Genomic DNA, 18,556 nt, shown 5'->3' with positions numbered 1-18,556 from the left:
ATACGCGTTAGAAGTCCATGGCGGGAGCCGGCGCGGCTTCCGTTTTCTTCGGCTTGTCCGCCACCAGTGCTTCCGTGGTGATGAGCAGCGACGCGACCGAGGCCGCATCCTGCAGGGCGGTGCGCACGACCTTCGCGGGATCGATCACGCCGGCCTTCACCATGTCCTGATATTCGCCGGTCGCGGCATTGAAGCCCCAGTTGTAGCTCTGGTGCTCCAGAAGCTTGCCTACCACCACCGACCCGTCCTCACCGGCATTTTGCACGATCTGGCGTGCAGGCACCTGGACCGCGCGGCGTACGATATCGACGCCGGCCTTCTGGTCGGAATTGGCGATCTTGATGCCCTCAAGCGCCTTGAGCGAGCGCAATAGCGCCACGCCGCCACCCGGCAGGATGCCTTCTTCGACGGCCGCCCGGGTCGCGTGCAATGCGTCGTCGACGCGATCCTTGCGCTCCTTCACTTCGATCTCGGTCGCTCCACCGACACGGATCACCGCGACGCCACCGGCGAGCTTCGCCAGCCGTTCCTGCAGCTTCTCGCGGTCGTAGTCGGAGGTTGTCTCCTCAATCTGCGCCTTGATCTGCTGGCTCCGAGCGTCGATGTCCTTCCTGGCACCGGCACCATCAACGATCGTGGTGTTCTCCTTGTCGATTACCACCTTCTTGGCGCGGCCGAGCATCTTGACCGTGACGTTTTCGAGCTTGATGCCGAGGTCTTCGGAGATCACGGTGCCGCCAGTGAGGATCGCGATGTCCTCCAGCATGGCCTTGCGCCGGTCGCCAAAGCCGGGCGCCTTGACGGCGGCGACCTTTAGCCCGCCGCGCAGGCGGTTCACGACCAGGGTGGCGAGTGCTTCGCCTTCGACTTCCTCGGCGATGATCAGAAGCGGCTTGCCGGATTGCACGACCTGCTCAAGCAGCGGCAGCATGGTTTGCAGACCTGAAAGCTTCTTCTCGTGGATGAGCACGTAGGGATCCTCGAGCTCGACCCGCATCTTTTCGGCGTTGGTGACGAAGTAGGGCGAGACGTAGCCGCGGTCGAACTGCATGCCTTCGACCACTTCGAGTTCGGTGTTCAAACTCTTGGCTTCCTCGACCGTGATGACCCCCTCGTTGCCGACCTTCTGCATGGCCTCGGCGAGGAAGCGGCCGATCTCGGCGTCCCCATTAGCCGAGATCGTGCCGACCTGGGCGATCTCGTCGTTGGAGGTGACCTTCTTGGCGTGGGTCTTGAGGTCAGTGACGATCGCGTCCACCGCCAGATCGATCCCGCGTTTCAGGTCCATCGGGTTCATGCCAGCCGCAACGGCCTTGGCGCCTTCCTTGACGATCGCCTGCGCGAGCACGGTCGCGGTGGTGGTGCCGTCGCCCGCCAGATCGTTGGTCTTGGAGGCGACTTCGCGCACCATCTGTGCGCCCATGTTCTCGAACTTGTCCTCGAGTTCGATCTCCTTGGCGACGGTGACGCCGTCCTTGGTGATGCGGGGCGCGCCGAACGATTTTTCGATCACGACGTTACGCCCCTTCGGACCGAGCGTGACCTTCACCGCGTTCGCCAGCGTGTCCACACCCCGCAGCATCCGCTCGCGAGCTTCGGTCGAAAACTTTACGTCCTTGGCAGCCATTTTGAAAATCTCCCTTCTCTTCGATGACTGTCAGCTCACGCTGCCGTCTTGAGCGCTTCGGCCTTTTCGACCACGCCCAGAAGGTCGCTCTCCTTCATGATCAGCAGCTCCTTGCCGTCGATCTTGACCTCGGTGCCCGACCACTTCGCAAACAGCACGCGGTCGCCGGCCCTGACGTCGAGCGGCACGAGTTGGCCCTGCTCGTTGCGGCCTCCTGGGCCTACGGCGATGATCTCGCCCTGCTGCGGCTTCTCCTTGGCAGTGTCGGGAATGATGATGCCGCCAAACGTCTTCTCTTCGGCATCAATGCGGCGCACGAGCACGCGATCGTGCAATGGACGGAAATGCATGCACATCCTCCTCAATCAGGTTCAGCGATGTTCAAAATCCGGGTCCGGAAACGGCCCCCGGGCGGAAAACGAACTGGGAGTCGAATCGGCCCGGTTCAAGACCGCTCGAGTGAATTTTTTGCCCGTAACGGCGCCCTTGCATTCGGACCAAAGCTTCTGGGATGAACCAAGGGCTTGCCGTCAACGATTGGTAAAGCGTGCACGCGTTGCGCTTAGTTCTTGCCGTGCCGCTGATTTCGATAATCAGCATTTCGTGCGCCGGCGCCACAATTTTTTTCAGCCCCCTCTTGAAACCGAAAACGGTTTTGCTAATTTTCCGACGCCACAGAAAATGTGGGGTTCGGACGCCTCATGGGTCCGGATCAATGAGACGGGCACCGGTCGTGTCCGGTGCCGCTCGTAACCATCTTGCTCTTTTGGAGGATTTGGCTATGCGCACTTACGATTTTTCGCCCCTTTGGCGTTCGACCATTGGCTTCGACCGCCTTTTTGACCTCGCAGAGATGGCGCAGCGCGCCGGCGAGGACAACTACCCACCGTACAACATCGAGCGCCTTTCCGAAGACCGCTATCAGATTTCGCTGGCGGTTGCGGGCTTCGCGTCAAGCGATTTCGCAATCACGGCCGAACAGAACGTAGTCACCATTGAAGGCAACAAGCCGGATCATGGCGAGCGGAATTTCATCCATCGCGGCATCTCTACCCGCAATTTCAAGCGAAAGTTCAATCTGGCGGATTACGTCCAGGTCAAGAGCGCATCCTTCGAGAACGGGCTGCTCAAGGTCGACCTGGTCCGGGAGATTCCGGAAGCCATGAAGCCGCGCCGGATCGCGATCAACGGCGCGCCGGCGGACAATGTCCAGAAACTAGAGACCAAGGCAGCGGCGTAAGCAAGCTATCTGATCGGCGCCGCGCGCGTTCGCGCGGCCGCCTCTATTTGTCAACGAACAGGAGGATCCAATGCGGCTGACGACCGCGGACGATAATGCGCGTCTCCCGACAAGCGACGGCCGACGTTACTTTCGTCGGACCAAGCGCGGCAACTCTACATGACGCGGGAGAGAAGCAGTCATGACTGGCCACCATATCGAACGGCTTCGCGCGCACCGAAACAATATTCGCCGTTATCGCAGGCTCCTGGAAACGTCTCTCACAGATCTTGAACGAGGCTATATCGAGCGACGATTGCTTGACGAACGAGCTTCCGTGAAAGCTCTGCTGCGAGAGGCCTGCCCGGATTGCCTGTCACTCCGGACGACGAAACCCGGGGCAGATCGGCGCACAACGCCATTGGAGCTGACGGAGTTCCTGCATCCGGCCGGTGCTTTTGAGCATCCCCTAGATGTACTCGATGATTCCGATCTCACCGCGTACGAGAAGCGGGCCATCTTGTCCTCCTGGCTCGCGGATCACTGCCTCGGCGAAGATCGCTCCCACCTGAACCCGCGCCACGACGATACGAGCGCCCGGCTCGAAGATATTGTCGATGCGCTGTGTGATCTCTTCTCGCAAACGGAGACCGAGAACCTCGATCATGAATGCAAGCTGGATCGAAAGGAGCGGCGGACAGGACCCCAGTTCCCTTCAGGGCGTCGGCATCATGACGACCTCAGGAGGACAAATCGATGCTGATCGATCCCGCTGATGTTGCCGCACTGGTCGGATCAGTCGGATGCCTTTTGAGCATGGCGATTATCGCAAGAGTGCTTTCGAGAGCAACACTTCGCTGATCGCCGCTCCATACCGGCCTTACCTTACGAGAGCCACTGCGAGGGGCACATGTACAACACGTATTCTCGGCCACTGCCTTCAATTGCAACCGGACTGACTCACTATCTCGCTCAGATCAAGAAATTTCCGATCCTGACCCAGGAAGAGGAGACCCAATTCGCGAGACGCTGGCGCCAGCTGGGCGATCGCGAAGCGGCCTATCGCCTCGTCACAAGCCACCTGCGCCTCGTTGCAAAGGTTGCGATGCGATACCGCGGTTACGGATTGCCCATCGCCGACATCGTTTCCGAAGGCAATATCGGATTGATGCAGGCCGTGCGACGCTTCGATCCGGAGCGAGGGGTTCGTCTTTCAACGTTCGCATTGTGGTGGATCAGGGCGACGATTCAGGAATACGTACTTCGATCCTGGTCGATGGTGAAGGTTTCAACAAACAACGCACAAAAGAAACTCTTCTTCAAACTACGGCAAGCTAAGCGTGCGATATCGGCTGTCGAGGACGGAGATCTGCGTCCTGAGCAGGTTCAAGCAATTGCTGCGCGCCTCGAGGTGCCGGAACGAGAGGTAGTAGACATGGATCGGCGCCTGCGCGGCGACGTATCCTTGAATTCCCGCACTCACGACGATCTGGACGCCGACGAAGCGATAGAACGTCTTGTAGACCCCTCGCCTGCACAAGACGACAAGCTGGCTGATGAACACGAATTGGTCCAACGCCGACAAGCGTTGCGAGCCGCTATCCAGACGCTTGCTCCGCGCGAGCGACACATCTTCACTGTGCGCCAGTTGACTGAAACGCCTCCAACACTGGAGGAACTCGCGGCAGAATATGGAGTATCCCGCGAGCGGGTCCGCCAAATAGAGCAGCGAGCATTTGAGAAGATAAGGCTGGCAATGCATCCGGCCGGCAATTCTTTGAAGCCGCGACAACTGGTCGCAAGGAATGCCATGTCGATCCAATCGACACAAGAAAATCGAGAGAGACCTCCTTCGGCGAGTTACTGAACTCAACGATATCTAGGCCGTGAACGCATGAACCTGCCGGGCGGACCGCTTGCCACAGTACGCTATACACCATAGCAACCAAATTCTGCAGCGCAGCTGGATGACGCGAGCGCGGCGAGCACTCGTTCCGCACCCCGCGGGAGTTGGAAGAACTTCTGAGCGACGCTGGCTTCGCAGGTGTGAAGGTCAACACCGTCGTCCAGCGGGTCGCTTTCCCATCCGTACTCGACTACGTGCGTTTCCAGCTTCTCGCGACGCCAATGGCGGCGCTGTTGGCCGATCGTCCGGATTCCGAGCGTCAAGCGGTGATCCGCGAGGTCGCATCGGAGGTCACGGATCTGTTCGCAGCAGCGATGCTGGAAGGCGGCACGTTCTGCTTTCCGCAGGAGGCCAACATCGGGACGGCTTCTGCGGCTCCCATTGATGGCGATCGGGCGTCGGGTTACCTTTCCTGAAATTCTGTGTGAAGCAAGGACGTCCCATGAACAGCGTAGTGCAATTGGTCTTTGCGCGAAGTTTTTGATTTTGGCTGCAGTGTTGCCGCACAGTGGTTTCGCGCAGGGGACGTCTCTGAGAGACCAGTTGGTCGGTACCTGGAATTACGTATCCAGCACCGCGACCCGGGAAGATGGCACCGCGGTAGAAAAGACCCAAGCTGCAGGGTGCCGTCACCTACACCGCCGACGGTCATTTTCATTTCATTACCGTGCGCTCCGACGCTCCAAAATATGCGTCGGGCGATTCCGCTCGTCCATCCTCCGAAGAGGCGATGGCTATTGCGTCGGGTACCGTCGCTTACACCGGCACGTACACTGTCGACGAGAGCACCAAGACGATCCACGTCAACATCGAAACGAGTTCATTTCCGAATTTGGTCGGAGCGCCAAATCAGCGAAGGATTGTGCAATCGATCACCGCTGAGGAATTGAGGTTCACGAACCCGCGCACGCCGGCCGGCATCACGCTGGAGCTCGTATTTAAGCGGGCGAAATGAAGTCTGTCGCCTACGGCTCCAGCAGCCCGCGAACAGCCGCCTGGAGTTCGTCGATTTTGAATGGCTTCCGCAGCAGGCGGGAGCGTTCGCCGCGTGCTGAACTCACGGCAGCGGTTTCCGAGTAACCGCTCGCGAAGATCACCGGGATGTCCGGCAGCCGCTGCCGCAGGCGCCGGGCGACCTCGGCGCCGTTCATTCCAGGCATCGCGAAATCGAGTATGGCCACCTCCGGAGAGACTATCTCCACCGCCTCGATGGCCGCAAGCCCGCTCTCGCAGATGATCGGCCGATAGCCCAGGTTTTCCAGCGAGTCTTTAAGGAAGGCGCGGACGTCCGGATCGTCGTCGACGACGAGAACGCTTGCCTTGCCGAGCTCATGGTCGTCGGGAGCAGCGGCATCTTCGGCGTTCGACGGCGCTGCGTCAGTCCGGCGAAGGAGCAGCCTGATCGTCGTCCCGCGCCCCGGCGTGCTTTCGATCTCGGCGGCCCCTCCGGACTGCTTCAAGGTGCCGTAAACCTGGCTGAGGCCAAGGCCTGTGCCCTTGCCGGTTTCCTTGGTCGTGAAGAACGGCTCGAAGGCGTGCTCCAGAATCTCGGGCGACATTCCTGAACCGGTGTCCGTCACGGCGAGCTCCACGTAGTCGCCGGCCGCGAGCGCGGCGTCGCCGCGGGTCCGGCGCGACCTCGTCGCGATCGTCAGATCGCCACCTTGGGGCATCACGTCACGCGCGTTCAGGGCGACGTTCAGGACAGCCATCTCCAGCTGCACCCGATCGCCTTCGACGAAGATTCCGTCGGTCTGCAGGTCGGTCCGGATCCGGATGGTCGGTCCGAGACTGTGCCTGAGCATCTCCACGAAGCGCGACACCGCCGCCGTGATGTCGATAGGCGCGATCTCGAGCTTCTGGATCCGCGAGAACGCCAGCAACTGGCCGGCGAGTCGGGCTCCCCGCTCGGCGGCCTTCAGGCCGGCTTCGGCCCAGCGCGCGACGTGCTCCGCCTTCGGCTTGCGGCGGATGAGATCGAGGTTTCCGGTGATCCCCTGCAGCAGGTTGTTGAAGTCGTGCGCGATGCCGCCCGTAAGCTGCCCGACGGCCTCCATCTTCTGCGCCTGACGGAGCTCCGCATGGGCCTGCTCGAGCTCGCGGGTGCGGTCGGCGATGCGCTGCTCGAGCGTCTTGTTGAGCTCGCGGAGGTTGGCCTCGCTTTCCTTGAGGGCGGCCTGAGCGCGGACACGTTCTGTCGTCTCCGAGACGATGCACAGCACGCCGCCGACCCCGCCGTCCTCCTGGGGGACGGCCGAATAGGAGACGTCGAAGTACACGGTCTCGCCGTAACCGCTGCGCTCGATGTAGAAGGGCCGGTCCTTGGCAGAGAAGGTCTCGCCTGTCTCGCGGACACCACGAAGCAGAGGCTCGAGGTCGTCCCATAGTTCCGACCAGTTTTCCTTGGCCGGCCGTCCCAACGCCCGCGGGTGCTTGTCGCCGATCGTCGGTGCGTAGGCGTCATTGTAGAGGGCGACGAAGTCGGGCCCCCAGAACAGGACGATCTGCGCCTCTCCGCGCAGCATCAACCCGACCGTGGTCTTCAACGACGTCGGCCAGGTCGCCGGCGCGCCCAGGGGAGACGTCGTCCAATCGCGACGGCCCGCGAGCTCGCCGAGGTCTCTCGCGACGGTCGTGACGCGCTTCGGTGAAGTGCCATCCACTGAGGAGCCTCTTGAGCAATTTACGCGACCGATGAATGTCGCCTGACCGGCAATGACCGGGAAGAACGGCCTATCGCCATTCGGGTTCCCCATCGTCAGTTCTGGGCCCGAAAGGACGCTACCGCCTGCTGTTAGAACGGGAGGCGGTCTACCGGCTTCCACGGCCCGTTGAGGTATTCCCAGACGAGAAGAGCAGTCGCCGCGCCGGCGCGCGGCTCGAAATCCGTCGCGAGTTGCTGACGAAGCCGCTTCGCAACGTCGGCGGCGACCTTGTTCTGGATCGTCACGTGCGGTCGCCAGCCTTGGCTGTCCTGTCGGGAGAACTCGCCGCCCATGGCCAGTCGCGCTGCGGACCGAACCTGCTCAAGGTCCGGCGACCGGACGCGGATCGCGACGCCGGGCCCGAGCGGGAGTGGAGCATCCAGTAGAACCCTTATTGGACCGCGCGGAAGGCGGACTTCGCGTAAGCGGCCCGTCTGCTCCGATGAGAGCCGGTGGAACAGCGTGAGGTGCGCGGGCAGCAGATTGCGCTCGGGAGGAAAATAGTTCCGGCGCAGCCCGTCCAGCCAGGCGAAGCTCGCGGGATCCAATTCGGCGGTAAGAATGAATGTGGCGGCCATTTGCGATTCAGATATCGCGACCATCCCCGCTTCAGCAATCTCCGTCTGGACATTCCGGGCACGTGTCGCCGATGGAATCCAGCTCCTGGCGGACCTCCGCGACGGCATCCGCCGGCGAAACGCCGGTGGGCGGTTCCCGGCGTGCGAAATCGGCGGCGCGCTCGCGCGCATGCGGATCGGCCTTGTCCTTGGCCCAGCCGTGCTCCTCGCATTCATGGATGGCGCCGGCCTCCTGCAGCACGCCGACTACCCAACCCCGCAGCGTCCGGATCGCAGGTCGTCGTTCTTTCGTCATCAACATCGAGATCGCTCCTGCCTGGGCGAATCTTTCCGCCTGCCTGCTCGTTCCGCGCGGTTAGCACGCAGCAGGGATTCGCGATCGGCAGGGCTGGAGCTTGTCCACGTGTTCCCGCCCGGCTTTCTGAAGCTCTTGGACCTGCCTTCGAAGGCTCATAGAGTGAAGCATGGCCGAAGCAGTCGCCCATATCGTCCGTGTGCTGACCGATAGCCGGGACCCACGCGTTTGGCTGGCGTTTGCGCCGCCCGACGAAGCGATCACTCGGGTTTTGGATGCTGTCCCGGAAGGCTGGGCTGCTACGGTTCTGCCCGGATGTGCTTTGTCGCCAGCCGATGTCTCTGCCCTGCACATCGGCCCAGGCGACATCCGCGAAATTTCTTCGAGAGGGGACTAGCGACGCTAGCGCTACCCTTGTCGAGGGCGAACCAGATGTCGCCGCCTTCGGCCTTGTTATATTCGCTGAAACTATTGAACGGAGCCACGCAGCGGTGCTCCGGCCCCATCGACATGAGGCCTGCATCACAAGAAATCGGTGTCAATGGATGGGAAAGTCACGTGGCGGTCTGGCGAGCAAAATCCACGCGGTGGTCGATAGCAATGGCCTACCGGTGGCGCCAACCTCCTCATCGAAACGACGGTTCATTCCCAGACCTCTTTCCGGCAGTTATCGCATCGGAAGATCATTACGGAGCGATCTCTGCTGATGTCGAGAATAGATGTGATGAAACGAGTCTTGGTACCGCAGCCGGCGCACTGGGGCTCCTGCTTAGGACGCGATTGAGTCCCGCAAACTTCCTTACGATCATTCACGCTCAAGACCTCAAGGTGGGAAAGCGATTGATATTGGTCGGCGGCCTGCAGCCGCGATCCCTATTCATAAGATGAAGCAACCCAAATTCCCGGCCGTACGCAGCGGCGGATGAGCGAGCCATGCTCGCCGAGCGAGTGCAGCATGATCCAGCCGTTGGTCACGAGATCGCAGATGCCTGTGTGCCGACGCAGGACATCGTCCATCGCAGTTTCGGGAGCAGCGATGAAGACGTTCAGACGTACCGGCTCATGGACAAAGCGCGTGCCGTCATGCACCGACTGCCATGGCAACCCGACTCGCAGGTCGCCGGCGTTGCCTTCGAGCACGCCGAGCTGGCCGACAATGTTGTGCAGCACCTTGTTGCCGCTTCCGAACACCGCGTTATTCACGGTCGAGCCGTAGTATTGCAGATTGATCCAGCTCGCGACCACCAGAGGCGCGGTCATGATCAACTCCAGCACCCGATGATCCCGATCCTGCTCGTGGATATAGGAGTGCAGGAAGGCGCGGCCGGACAGGTCGAGACCGCGCGTGACGCTGCGCGGGGCAGCGATGAACGCGGCGTTTCCCGCGAGGCCCCATTCTGGCCGGACTTGGGACCAGTCCTTGCTACGCGCCTTGATCGCGGCGCCGGCATCCGCCGCATCTCCCAGTCCCAGCAGCGCGCGGCGCTCGAGCCTTGCCAGATGAGCAGCATCGTACAGCCGCAATTTCAACCACGCCAGATCGCCTGCGAGCGCGGCCGGCACGTCCTCCTCATCGAACAGCTTGACGTCGTCCGTGGTGGTGTCGTGAAGCGCACCGACGAACCAGCAGTCGGCGGGGATGTCGATGCCGCGCTCCCGCAAGCCGTCCCGGACCTGCGAATCGTTGAGGATCGCGGCGGCGACACGCGCATTGGCCTCGCCTGTGTGACCCCCGCAGGCGCCGCAGTCGAGGCCCGAGGCGTGTGGATTGTTGACCGTGGTGCTACCGTGGCCCGTCAGCAGCACGAGGCGCGCGAACGGCCCGGTCAGTGACATCGCCTTCAGCACCGCCTCGGCCATATCGACGGCCTGCGAGCCGGTAAAGCCGGTGGAACGCCCTTTGAGCTTGCCAGACGCGAGCCGCGGGCCGACCCGCGCAGCGACGTCGGAATCGAGACCATCGCTGACCGGCGATGGCACCGGTCGGGTTACGCCCGCGCTGTCAGTCGCGATCTTCGCCGCGAAGCCGAGGCCTGCCGTCTCGACAAAGGAGAAGGACGACACTGCGGAGACCTTGAACGATTTCCAGGCCTTCGCCACTCGCCGCCGGAGCAGTCGCTGGCCCAGCACTTCGGCTTCCTCGAACGGCTCGGCGTCCTTGACTTCCTCGCAGACGATGAAGGCGGGTTTGAGCAGCACGGGACATTGCGCGCCGCCCCGAAGGTGGCCGATCGGCACATACTCGATAGGAAAGCCGAAGAAGCCGGCGAAGCCGATCGTTTCCACCTCCGGGCAAGCTGTCTCCAGCGCGCGCCGGAAGATTTCCGAGCGCACGTCGATGCAGAAGGCCGCCTGGACCGCAGGCCGGTCCGTCCGACCAGACCGTGCCGCGCTGCCGCCGTTGGCGAGGAGCCGCGCAATCAAGTTGCGGCGGAACACGATCTCATAGGCGTCCTGCAGGACGACGTCGACGGCGAACTCGGGAGTCTCGTCGAGGCGGTGATCGACGGGCAGCTTCGCCGCCTCCTCCATCGCTCGCGCCCAGGCTGTCCTGAAGGCGTCATCGGTCCGCGCCTCGAACAGCGCAAAACCCCAGGCCAGTCGGATCGCAAGCAGTTCGAGCAGAGTGTCGTCCCGGCGGCCCTCGAGCTCCGCGTTCCATCCGACGTAGCGCGCATAGGCCGACCAACCGAGGTCGAACAGTGCGCGCACCAGATAATCCTCGATCGCGCGATCAGGAATGCCGAGGCGGTCGACTATGACCCCGATGGCTTCGACGGGATCGGTGGGCAGCGCCGCAACGGACCTTCGAAAACTCCTGATGCCCATGACTTCGGGATTGCGGTCGTAGACCGCAAGCGTTCGCCAGGCCGCGTAGGGCTTGAGCCTTCGCGACGGGTTCGGCCAATTGGCCTGGCCCTCGTCGAAATAGCTGGCGCAGAAGGCCGAGATCTCGTCGATCATGAAGGCAACCAACGAGACGTAGCGATCGCCTTCTGCGAGGCGGTCCAGCACCTCGGCCACCGTGGCGACGACGGCCGGCGGCGCGCCGGCCGGCGCGTCCGAGTGCAACGCCTGTTTGAGGCTCTCGATGTCGAGGCCAGCGTCGGGGTGAAGCGCGAGCGCCTGCGCCATGGCCGCATCGTCGATGCGGCCTTCCGCGAGCGCCTGCCGGTAGAACGCCCGCGGCATCAGGATGCGCGCCCGCACCACGCGCTCGAACGTTGCGGCGGTGGCCGCAAAACTCTGACCCGTGAAGCCGAGGAACGGGTTGACCGCAACGAAATGCTTGAGGGGCCAGAGGGGGGCAACGCGTGCGCAGGCGGTTGCGATGCGGGCCTCGAGCGCAACGTCCGCGTCGGCTTCAATCGGTGCGATTTTCAGGGCAAGGGCGGCCTGGTTCATGGTGATCTCGGCGTCAGGGGTTGGGCGTGAGTTTGTGCGACGTGCGCGGCCACAACGTCAGCACCAGCCGGTTCGCCAACGTGTTCAGATAGAAGCCGTTGCGCAGATGCACGTAAGCTGCGATCCAGAACGGTGCGTCGGCGCGGCGCATCATCTGGTTCTGAAACACCGTCACCGCCGCAAAGGAGATCACCACCAGCGCAGCGATCAGCATCGGCGCAGTGCCGTAGACCGGACGGCCGACCGGGACGCTGCTGGCGGCCAGCCACGCCGCCGCAGCTTGCAGTACAACGTATAGCGCGGCGACACCGGCCGCGGTGACTATGCCGCGCGCGACGACGAAGGCGTTGGGCCGCTCGTCGATCGCATTGGCCATGAGGTGTACGAGCCCCATCAGCAGCACGGATCCCAGCGCGATCTGCGCCGGATTGCTGCGTAACGTCATGCCGAGCCCCCAGCCGATCAGCATCGTCAATCCGATCACGCCTGCGAGCGCGAGGATCAGCCTCGCCGGGTGCGGCTGGCCACCGGGGCTGGGCGTCCACGACGCGCGTGCCAGGTCGATGATGCTGCCCGATGACAGGAAAGCGTGTGCCTTGTAGAGGGAATGGGCGACGATGTGCAGGAGCGCGGCGGAGAAGGCGCCCAGCCCACATTGCAGCAGCATGAAACCCATCTGGGCCACGGTTGAATAGGCCAACTGGACCTTGACCGACGTCTGCGTCAGCATCACCAGCGAGCCGAACAGCGCCGTGATACCGCCGACGACGGCCAGAACGTTGAGGGCCGGCGTCGCCAGCAGCAGCACATCGCTGAGCCGCAGGACGAGGAAGCCACCGGCATTGATGATACCGGCATGCAGCAGTGCCGACACCGGGGTCGGTGTCTCCATCACTTCGATCAGCCAGCCATGCAGCGGCAGCTGAGCGGATTTGAGCATGGCGGTCACGACGATGAGCAGCGCCGCCGCGGTGATTGCGGGTGACTCGACATCCACGCTGCTGCGCGCCCGGGCGGCAAGATCTGGGATCTCGAGCGTACCGAACTGAAAGTAGAGCAGCGCGATGGCTCCCGCGAGGCAGCCGTCGCCGAGGCGGCTGGCAACAAACTTCTTGCGGTGGGCGCGGATCGCTGCCGGCCGCGTGTGGTAGAACAGCAGTAGCCTGCCTAGCGAGAGACTGGTCGCGATCCAGCCCGCAAGCAGGAACAGCAGATTGCCCGATATCAAGAGCGTCAGAACCGAGGCGAGCGTCAGCAGCAGATACCGCGTGAACCTGCCCTGGCCCGGATCGCCATCGAGATAATTGCGGCTGTACTTGACGACGACGAAGCCGATGAAGCCGACCAGCACGCAGAGGATCGCGGCGAGCGCATCGACATGGATCGAAAGCCCAAGCCCGTAACCACCGAGCAGCGGCGATCGGCCGGCCCCGTAAACTGCGACCGCGAGGACAGCGGCGATGGCGAAAAAGAGCGCAACCGCGGCAGCCGAGATCGCAACGCGGACGAAATCACGGGCGCTGCCACGGAATGGGAGAATGCTTGCTGCACACAGCGTCGTCGGAGCAAGCAAGGCAATGCAAGGTAGGAGCTTGATCATGGCACCTCGGCTGGTTTGGTCCAGTGGCCGAGTAACTAGCGCATCTGCTTATTTGAGAAAAATTCAATTATTGAACGCAATCGTTATCTCAAATAGAATGATTGCATGCCTCACCTGAACTACCACCATCTGCGCTATTTCTGGATAATCGCCACCGAGGGAAGCATGAGCCGCGCGGCGCAGCGGCTCAATGTTTCGCCGTCGTCGCTGTCGGTACAGCTCAAGGCGCTGGAAGAGCAGCTGGGCCAACAGCTATTCGAGCGTGTCGGACGCTCTCTGCAACTCACCGAAGCGGGTCGCATCGCGCTCGACTACGCCGGCAGCGTTTTCAAATCAGGCCATGAATTGATCGAGACGTTGTCGGGCCTGCGGCCCGGACGTCAGTTGCTGCGGGTCGGGGCTTCAGCGACTTTGTCGCGCAACTTCCAGATCGCATTTCTGCGGCCACTGATAAGCCGCATTGATGTCGAGCTCATCATCCACACCGGACTTTTCGACGATCTGCTCGAGTCACTCGATGCGCACAAGCTCGATGTCGTTCTCGCCAACCACCCGGCACCGCCCGATGCACGCAGCAGCTTCGAGAATACGCTCATTGACGAGCAGCGAGTCAGTATCGTCGGCCGAAAGCCCCCGAATCCCGCCCGGCTTAGGTTTCCGCAGGATCTCGCACATCTTCCGCTAGTCCTACCGGGCCGGGGCAACGCACTTCGCTCGGCCTTCGATGCGCTGGTCGGCCGCCGAGGCATCAGACCGATAATTGCCGCGGAGGTCGACGACATGGCGATGCTGCGCCTGATGGCCCGCGAAAGCGGCCATCTTGCTCTCGTCCCCTCGATCGTCGTGATTGACGAGCTTCGTTCGGGCCTGCTCGTCGAGCGGGCGCGGTTAAACGAACTAGCGGAGCAATTCTATGCCATCAGCCAGCAGCGCCGCTATCCTAATCCTCTCGTCTCGGAATTGACGGGTCGCCGAAAGAAATAAGGTTTCTCCCAATGGCACTACTGCAAAACGCCCTCGCCCGGCTTGCTATTTGCTACGGCCGCGAAACGCCCAAGAAAAGGCGCTCGCGGCAATAGCACAGCGCACTAGCTCGAAGGCATCAGCACCTGGTTGACGACGTGGATGACGCCATTCGACTGTAGCACATCGGCAATTGTCACGGTCGCAGCGCCACCTTTCGCGTCTACGATCATTACCTTTCCGCCTGATTTTTTGACTGTCAGCGTCTCGCCTTCCACGGTGATCAACTTCTGACCGTCCATCAATTGGTCAGCAGTCAGGCGTCCCGGCACGACGTGGTACGTCAGGATCTTGGTCAGCGTCTGCTTGTTTTCCGGCTTGACCAGGGTCGCGACGGTTCCCTTTGGAAGCTTGCCGAACGCAGCATTGGTCGGCGCGAAAACGGTATATGGTCCAGGTCCCTGCAGCGTATCGACTAGGCTGGCTGCCTTGACGGCAGCGACCAAGGTGGTGTGGTCCTTTGACTTGACGGCGTTCTCGACGATGTTCTTCGTCGGATACATGGCAGCGCCGCCGACCATCACGGTCTTCTCCTTGGCGATGGCAAGCGGGATGAAGTTGACCATCACGGCCGACACGGCGAGCGAAGTCGCGATGCGCTTGAAGTTCATTGTCGTCCTCCGGATGAGTTGATTTACCGGTAGGGAACGACGTGCACGTCGCTTTGGATCACCGCGCGATCCTGTGATCCGGACGAAAGCTTCCGACGTTCTTACACCGATCAAACTGTGCGGGTTCGCATGTCCTACGTTGCGCTCTATCTGGCCGTAGCTATTCCATTCGTTGCGGTCGATGCGGTCTGGCTCAAGCTCATGGGCCAGCGCTTCTATCTCGCGACGATAGGCGACATAGCGCGGAGCGAGCCGAACTTTTGGCCGGCTCTCGTCTTCTACCTTCTGTACCCGCTCGGGCTCATCGCGCTTGCCGTTTTACCAGCACACGCCGCTGCTTCCAGCGGTAGGGCTGCGTGGCTTGGTTTGCTTTTTGGCTTTTTCACCTATGCGACCTATGACCTCACAAATCAGGCGGTCCTTCGCAACTGGACGACGACTCTGTCAATCGTCGATATCGCGTGGGGCGGGTTGTTGGGCGCAGGTAGCGCTTATTGCGGGTATCTCGCAGCTCGACAGTTTTTGGTGTGAGCTCAACCAGGACGATCGCGGCAGCTGTGTGAACTAACGATCGCATTCCAAACCAATCCGCTAGTTCGTGGTGATCCAAACTGACGGTCAGGTCGTTTCTTTTGATGTCCCGTCGCCAAGAGGCATATCCACCGTGATCTCTCGGGCTGCAAGGCTTCAACCAAAAGAACCTTTCGGGGCATGCTCTAGCCCAGGTATAAGGCATCGCCTCAAAGGTGAAAGGCTGAAGGCAACGGTGGACTGGATTGATTTGATTTCGCGTGTCGCAAGCCATGGAGATCGTGACGCCTTTGCACGGCTATTCGAGCATTTCGCTCCGCGCGTGAAGGGCTTTCTCATAAAGACGGGAAGCGACCCGGAAACCGCTGAAGATATAGCGCAATCCACCTTCGTTGCTGTCTGGCGCAAGGCGGGACAGTTCGATCCGACCACTGCCGGTGTAGCAGCTTGGATCTTCACGATCGCGCGCAATCAGCGCATTGATATCGCCCGGCGGGCTCTACGCCATGATCGGGCGTTGCAATCGCCGGAAACAGCCTACGAGGTCGAGACCGTAGCCTCCCCGGAAGCGATACGGGCCCAGAGTGAAGATGTTACGCGCATCGCAAAAGCGTTGGCCCGCCTGTCGGAGGAGCAATCCACGGTGGTCCGGCTCTCGTTTATTGAGGAGAGACCGCACGGCGAAATCGCCTCTTCGTTGGGCATTCCATTGGGAACGGTCAAATCGCGCATTCGCCTCGCCATGAAAAGATTGAGAGAGCTACTGGACGAACAAAAATGACCATCAAGCATCATCCTCCGGAACATCTTCTGGCTGGCTTTGTCTCTGGCCCACTTGAAGAGGCTGATCGGCTCGCCCTGGCGGTTCACGTCGCGCAATGCCGAAGCTGTCGTCGATTGGTTGGAGCCCTGGAGCGGCTCGGAGGCTCGGCCATCGAACAAGCAGCTCCTGTCTTCCTGCGAGCCGACGCGCTTTCGGTTGTTCTTGATAAAGTCGACGCTAAGCCCATCTCAATGTCTGGCACGACGGAATCGATGCCGCCAGCCGCCTCGGATCTTCCGGATGTCCTCCGCAACTGCCGCTTCGGCAAGAAGCGTCGGGTGGCGCCTGGAGTGAGCATGCAATCACTCATTTTGCCTAGTTCCGACCAATCGCGGGCATTCCTGCTGTGGTCTGCTCCTGGTGCCAAGATGTTAGGTCACACGCATTCGGGAACAGAATTGACCTGCGTTCTGAAGGGCAGCTTCGCGCATGAGGGCGGCCATTACGGCCCGGGCGACTTCGATTACGGCGATGATGACGTGAACCATCAGCCTATCGTGGGCACCGAGGAGCCCTGTCTATGCTTCGTGGCGATGTCCGGCAGCTTGAAGGGCAACGGATGGATCGGTCGCCTTGTTTCTCCATTCATCAGGCTCTGACGAGCTCGAGCGTCATCGTTCAGGGGGCGCCCTGGAGGTCGTGTAGGCACGAAAGTTCAGGATATCCGGATGCCGGAGCCCACGCAGCTGAAGACAAGAAATCTGGTCCTGGTCTTGGGTGACCAACTGGACGGAAACTCAGCTGCGTTCGACGGCTTCGACCCTGAAGTCGACGTCATCCTCCAAATGGAGGTGCTGGAGGAAGCGGCTTACATCACTCAACACAAGCTTCGCATCGCCTACTTCTTCGGTTCGATGCGCCACTTTCGGCAGGATATGACCGCGCGAGGCCGGCGCGTGCACTACGTGGCCATCGACCATCCTGAAAATACAGGTAGCTTCGAGACCGAAATCGCCCGAGCGCAAAGACTGCTCATGCCGGAACGAACAATTGCGATCGAGCCCGGAGACTGGCGGGTTGCCGAAAAATTGAGACGCCTCCCGCAACCGCCCGAGATCAGGAGCGATCGGCATTTCTTCTGCTCACGAGACGAGTTCGCGGCGTTCACACGCGACCACCCACGACACATTTTGGAAACGTTCTACCGCTTCATGAGGAAAAAAACCGGGCTTCTCATGGACAAAGCCGGAAAGCCCGTCGGCTCGGCATGGAACTACGACCAACAGAACAGGAAGCCGCTGGGGAAAGACGCGCCAACTATTCCTCCGAAACGCGCTTCGAAAATGGACCCGATCAGCGCGGAGGTGCGTGATCTTGTTTCACGACGTTTCGCCAGCAGTCCGGGAAGGCTGGAAAATATCGATCTTCCCGTGTCTCGCGCCCAAGCGCTCGAACACCTGGAGGATTTCGTATCCCGACGGTTGCCATTGTTCGGCACCTACCAGGATGCCATGCAGAACGGAGAACCCTTCCTCTATCATTCCCGACTGTCGGGTCCCCTCAACCTCCATATCCTTTCGCCCACTGAGGTGATCAAAGCCGCACTGAGGAGCGAAGAGGTCCCCCTGAATGCCTTGGAAGGTTTCGTCCGTCAGATCCTCGGATGGAGAGAATACGTCCGGGGCATCTACTGGCAGCGCATGCCGCATTATGCCGAAGAAAACGCGCTGGACGCGCACCTTCGGATGCCACGCTTTTACTGGACCGCTGAGACCGACATGCGGTGCCTCGCCGACGCCATCACGCACACCATCGATCATGCATACGCCCACCACATCGAGAGGCTTATGGTACTAGGGCTATTCGCAATGCTGATCGGTGTAGCTCCCTACGAGGTCCACCGTTGGCACATGTCGATGTTCTGGGACGCGATCGACTGGGTGTCGCTACCGAACACGCTCGGTATGAGCCAATATGGTGACGGCGGCGTCATTGCAACCAAGCCGTACGCGGCGTCCGGCGCCTACATCAATCGGATGAGCAATCACTGCAAAGGTTGCCGTTTCGATCCAAAGAAATCGATCGGAGAGGACGCCTGTCCCTTCACCACCCTCTACTGGAGTTTTCTTGCGAAGCACCGCCAGCGGTTTGCTTCAAACGGCCGCATGCGAAATCAATATACGAACCTGGATAGGAAGGATCCGGATGAAATCCGGGCGATCAGACGGCGCGCCGACGCGCTGGCATTAGAACCGCCTTAGTTCACGCATTTTCCAGACTGTGATCCACAGCG

Annotated in this window: 19 protein-coding genes and 2 pseudogenes; 12 read left to right on the top strand and 9 right to left on the bottom strand. The window is 61.3% G+C overall.

Annotation, left to right across the window (positions count from 1 at the left end; all coding sequences use genetic code 11):
* Window positions 1–7 precede the first annotated feature (7 nt).
* Together groL and groES are read right to left on the bottom strand one after the other, a co-directional pair.
* Window positions 8–1,627 (bottom strand): chaperonin GroEL, encoded by a 1,620-nt coding sequence (gene groL / locus XH91_RS03035; protein WP_128949209.1) that lies wholly within the window; start codon window positions 1,625–1,627, stop codon window positions 8–10.
* A gap of 35 nt (window positions 1,628–1,662) precedes the next feature.
* Window positions 1,663–1,977, bottom strand: a complete 315-nt coding sequence (groES, locus tag XH91_RS03030) for a co-chaperone GroES (RefSeq protein WP_128949208.1) — start codon at window positions 1,975–1,977, stop codon at window positions 1,663–1,665.
* Window positions 1,978–2,408: 431 nt separating this feature from the next.
* Between groES and hspD the strand changes: the two genes are divergently transcribed.
* From hspD to XH91_RS03005, 5 genes are all read left to right on the top strand, one after another.
* Entirely contained in the window at window positions 2,409–2,867 is a 459-nt protein-coding gene (gene hspD, locus XH91_RS03025; RefSeq protein ID WP_128954701.1) for a small heat shock protein HspD, read from the top strand.
* A gap of 181 nt (window positions 2,868–3,048) precedes the next feature.
* A complete protein-coding gene (locus tag XH91_RS39215; protein WP_206733224.1) occupies window positions 3,049–3,609 on the top strand; it encodes a hypothetical protein in 561 nt (186 codons plus the stop codon).
* A gap of 147 nt (window positions 3,610–3,756) precedes the next feature.
* Complete coding sequence (gene rpoH / locus XH91_RS03015; protein ID WP_128949207.1) at window positions 3,757–4,713, top strand: RNA polymerase sigma factor RpoH; 957 nt, start codon at window positions 3,757–3,759, stop codon at window positions 4,711–4,713.
* Window positions 4,714–4,892: 179 nt separating this feature from the next.
* Window positions 4,893–5,168 carry a hypothetical protein gene (locus XH91_RS03010; protein ID WP_128949206.1) on the top strand — a complete coding sequence of 92 codons (276 nt, stop codon included), beginning with the start codon at window positions 4,893–4,895 and terminating at the stop codon, window positions 5,166–5,168.
* A 251-nt stretch (window positions 5,169–5,419) separates the two neighbouring features.
* Window positions 5,420–5,707, top strand: a complete 288-nt coding sequence (locus tag XH91_RS03005; protein ID WP_245477270.1) for a lipocalin-like domain-containing protein — start codon at window positions 5,420–5,422, stop codon at window positions 5,705–5,707.
* A gap of 10 nt (window positions 5,708–5,717) precedes the next feature.
* Here XH91_RS03005 and XH91_RS03000 read toward each other — a convergent pair whose 3' ends face one another.
* From XH91_RS03000 to XH91_RS02990, 3 genes are all read right to left on the bottom strand, one after another.
* Window positions 5,718–7,298, bottom strand: coding sequence for an ATP-binding protein (locus XH91_RS03000; RefSeq protein ID WP_164934042.1), 1,581 nt, complete (start codon window positions 7,296–7,298; stop codon window positions 5,718–5,720).
* Between the two features lie 248 nt (window positions 7,299–7,546).
* Window positions 7,547–8,035 carry a 2'-5' RNA ligase family protein gene (locus tag XH91_RS02995; RefSeq protein ID WP_128949203.1) on the bottom strand — a complete coding sequence of 163 codons (489 nt, stop codon included), beginning with the start codon at window positions 8,033–8,035 and terminating at the stop codon, window positions 7,547–7,549.
* Between the two features lie 31 nt (window positions 8,036–8,066).
* Window positions 8,067–8,336, bottom strand: coding sequence for a hypothetical protein (locus XH91_RS02990; RefSeq protein ID WP_128949202.1), 270 nt, complete (start codon window positions 8,334–8,336; stop codon window positions 8,067–8,069).
* 163 nt (window positions 8,337–8,499) lie between these two features.
* On the opposite strand from XH91_RS02990, the gene XH91_RS38655 reads away from it, so the two are divergent.
* Window positions 8,500–8,727 carry a hypothetical protein gene (locus XH91_RS38655; RefSeq protein WP_128962967.1) on the top strand — a complete coding sequence of 76 codons (228 nt, stop codon included), beginning with the start codon at window positions 8,500–8,502 and terminating at the stop codon, window positions 8,725–8,727.
* A 16-nt stretch (window positions 8,728–8,743) separates the two neighbouring features.
* Here the strand turns inward: XH91_RS38655 and XH91_RS39320 are convergent.
* Window positions 8,744–8,836, bottom strand: a pseudogene (locus XH91_RS39320) (SOS response-associated peptidase); the annotation flags it as partial.
* On the opposite strand from XH91_RS39320, the pseudogene XH91_RS39210 reads away from it, so the two are divergent.
* A pseudogene (locus tag XH91_RS39210) lies at window positions 8,828–8,944 on the top strand (IS5/IS1182 family transposase); the annotation flags it as partial. The pseudogenes XH91_RS39320 and XH91_RS39210 sit on opposite strands and share 9 nt — an antisense overlap.
* Before the next feature lie 259 nt (window positions 8,945–9,203).
* On the opposite strand, the gene XH91_RS02975 reads toward XH91_RS39210, so the two are convergent.
* The gene (locus XH91_RS02975) at window positions 9,204–11,735 is read right to left on the bottom strand and encodes a YbcC family protein (RefSeq protein WP_128949201.1); all 2,532 of its coding nucleotides are present in this window, start codon (window positions 11,733–11,735) and stop codon (window positions 9,204–9,206) included.
* A gap of 13 nt (window positions 11,736–11,748) precedes the next feature.
* Complete coding sequence (locus XH91_RS02970; protein WP_128949200.1) at window positions 11,749–13,335, bottom strand: NADH-quinone oxidoreductase subunit L; 1,587 nt, start codon at window positions 13,333–13,335, stop codon at window positions 11,749–11,751.
* A gap of 105 nt (window positions 13,336–13,440) precedes the next feature.
* On the opposite strand from XH91_RS02970, the gene XH91_RS02965 reads away from it, so the two are divergent.
* A complete protein-coding gene (locus XH91_RS02965; RefSeq protein ID WP_128949199.1) occupies window positions 13,441–14,319 on the top strand; it encodes a LysR family transcriptional regulator in 879 nt (292 codons plus the stop codon).
* Between the two features lie 104 nt (window positions 14,320–14,423).
* Here the strand turns inward: XH91_RS02965 and XH91_RS02960 are convergent, their stop codons facing one another.
* Window positions 14,424–14,924 (bottom strand): fasciclin domain-containing protein, encoded by a 501-nt coding sequence (locus XH91_RS02960; protein ID WP_245477376.1) that lies wholly within the window; start codon window positions 14,922–14,924, stop codon window positions 14,424–14,426.
* Window positions 14,925–15,098: 174 nt separating this feature from the next.
* On the opposite strand from XH91_RS02960, the gene XH91_RS02955 reads away from it, so the two are divergent.
* From XH91_RS02955 to XH91_RS02940, 4 genes are all read left to right on the top strand, one after another.
* Window positions 15,099–15,500: a DUF2177 family protein gene (locus XH91_RS02955; protein WP_128949197.1), complete on the top strand. Its 402-nt coding sequence runs from the start codon at window positions 15,099–15,101 to the stop codon at window positions 15,498–15,500.
* Between the two features lie 235 nt (window positions 15,501–15,735).
* Window positions 15,736–16,281 (top strand): sigma-70 family RNA polymerase sigma factor, encoded by a 546-nt coding sequence (locus XH91_RS02950; RefSeq protein ID WP_128949196.1) that lies wholly within the window; start codon window positions 15,736–15,738, stop codon window positions 16,279–16,281.
* Entirely contained in the window at window positions 16,278–16,922 is a 645-nt protein-coding gene (locus XH91_RS02945) for a ChrR family anti-sigma-E factor (RefSeq protein ID WP_128949195.1), read from the top strand. Before XH91_RS02950 ends, XH91_RS02945 begins: the two co-directional genes overlap by 4 nt.
* Window positions 16,923–16,991: 69 nt before the next feature.
* On the top strand, window positions 16,992–18,524 hold the full coding sequence (locus XH91_RS02940; protein WP_128949194.1) for a cryptochrome/photolyase family protein: 1,533 nt from the start codon (window positions 16,992–16,994) through the stop codon (window positions 18,522–18,524).
* The last annotated feature ends 32 nt before the right edge of the window (window positions 18,525–18,556 follow it).

This window comes from Bradyrhizobium guangzhouense (assembly GCF_004114955.1).
Classification (GTDB): Bacteria; Pseudomonadota; Alphaproteobacteria; order Rhizobiales; family Xanthobacteraceae; genus Bradyrhizobium; species Bradyrhizobium guangzhouense.
Note: the sequence above shows the minus strand (reverse complement) of the source record. Positions and strands in the feature narration are given on the sequence as shown.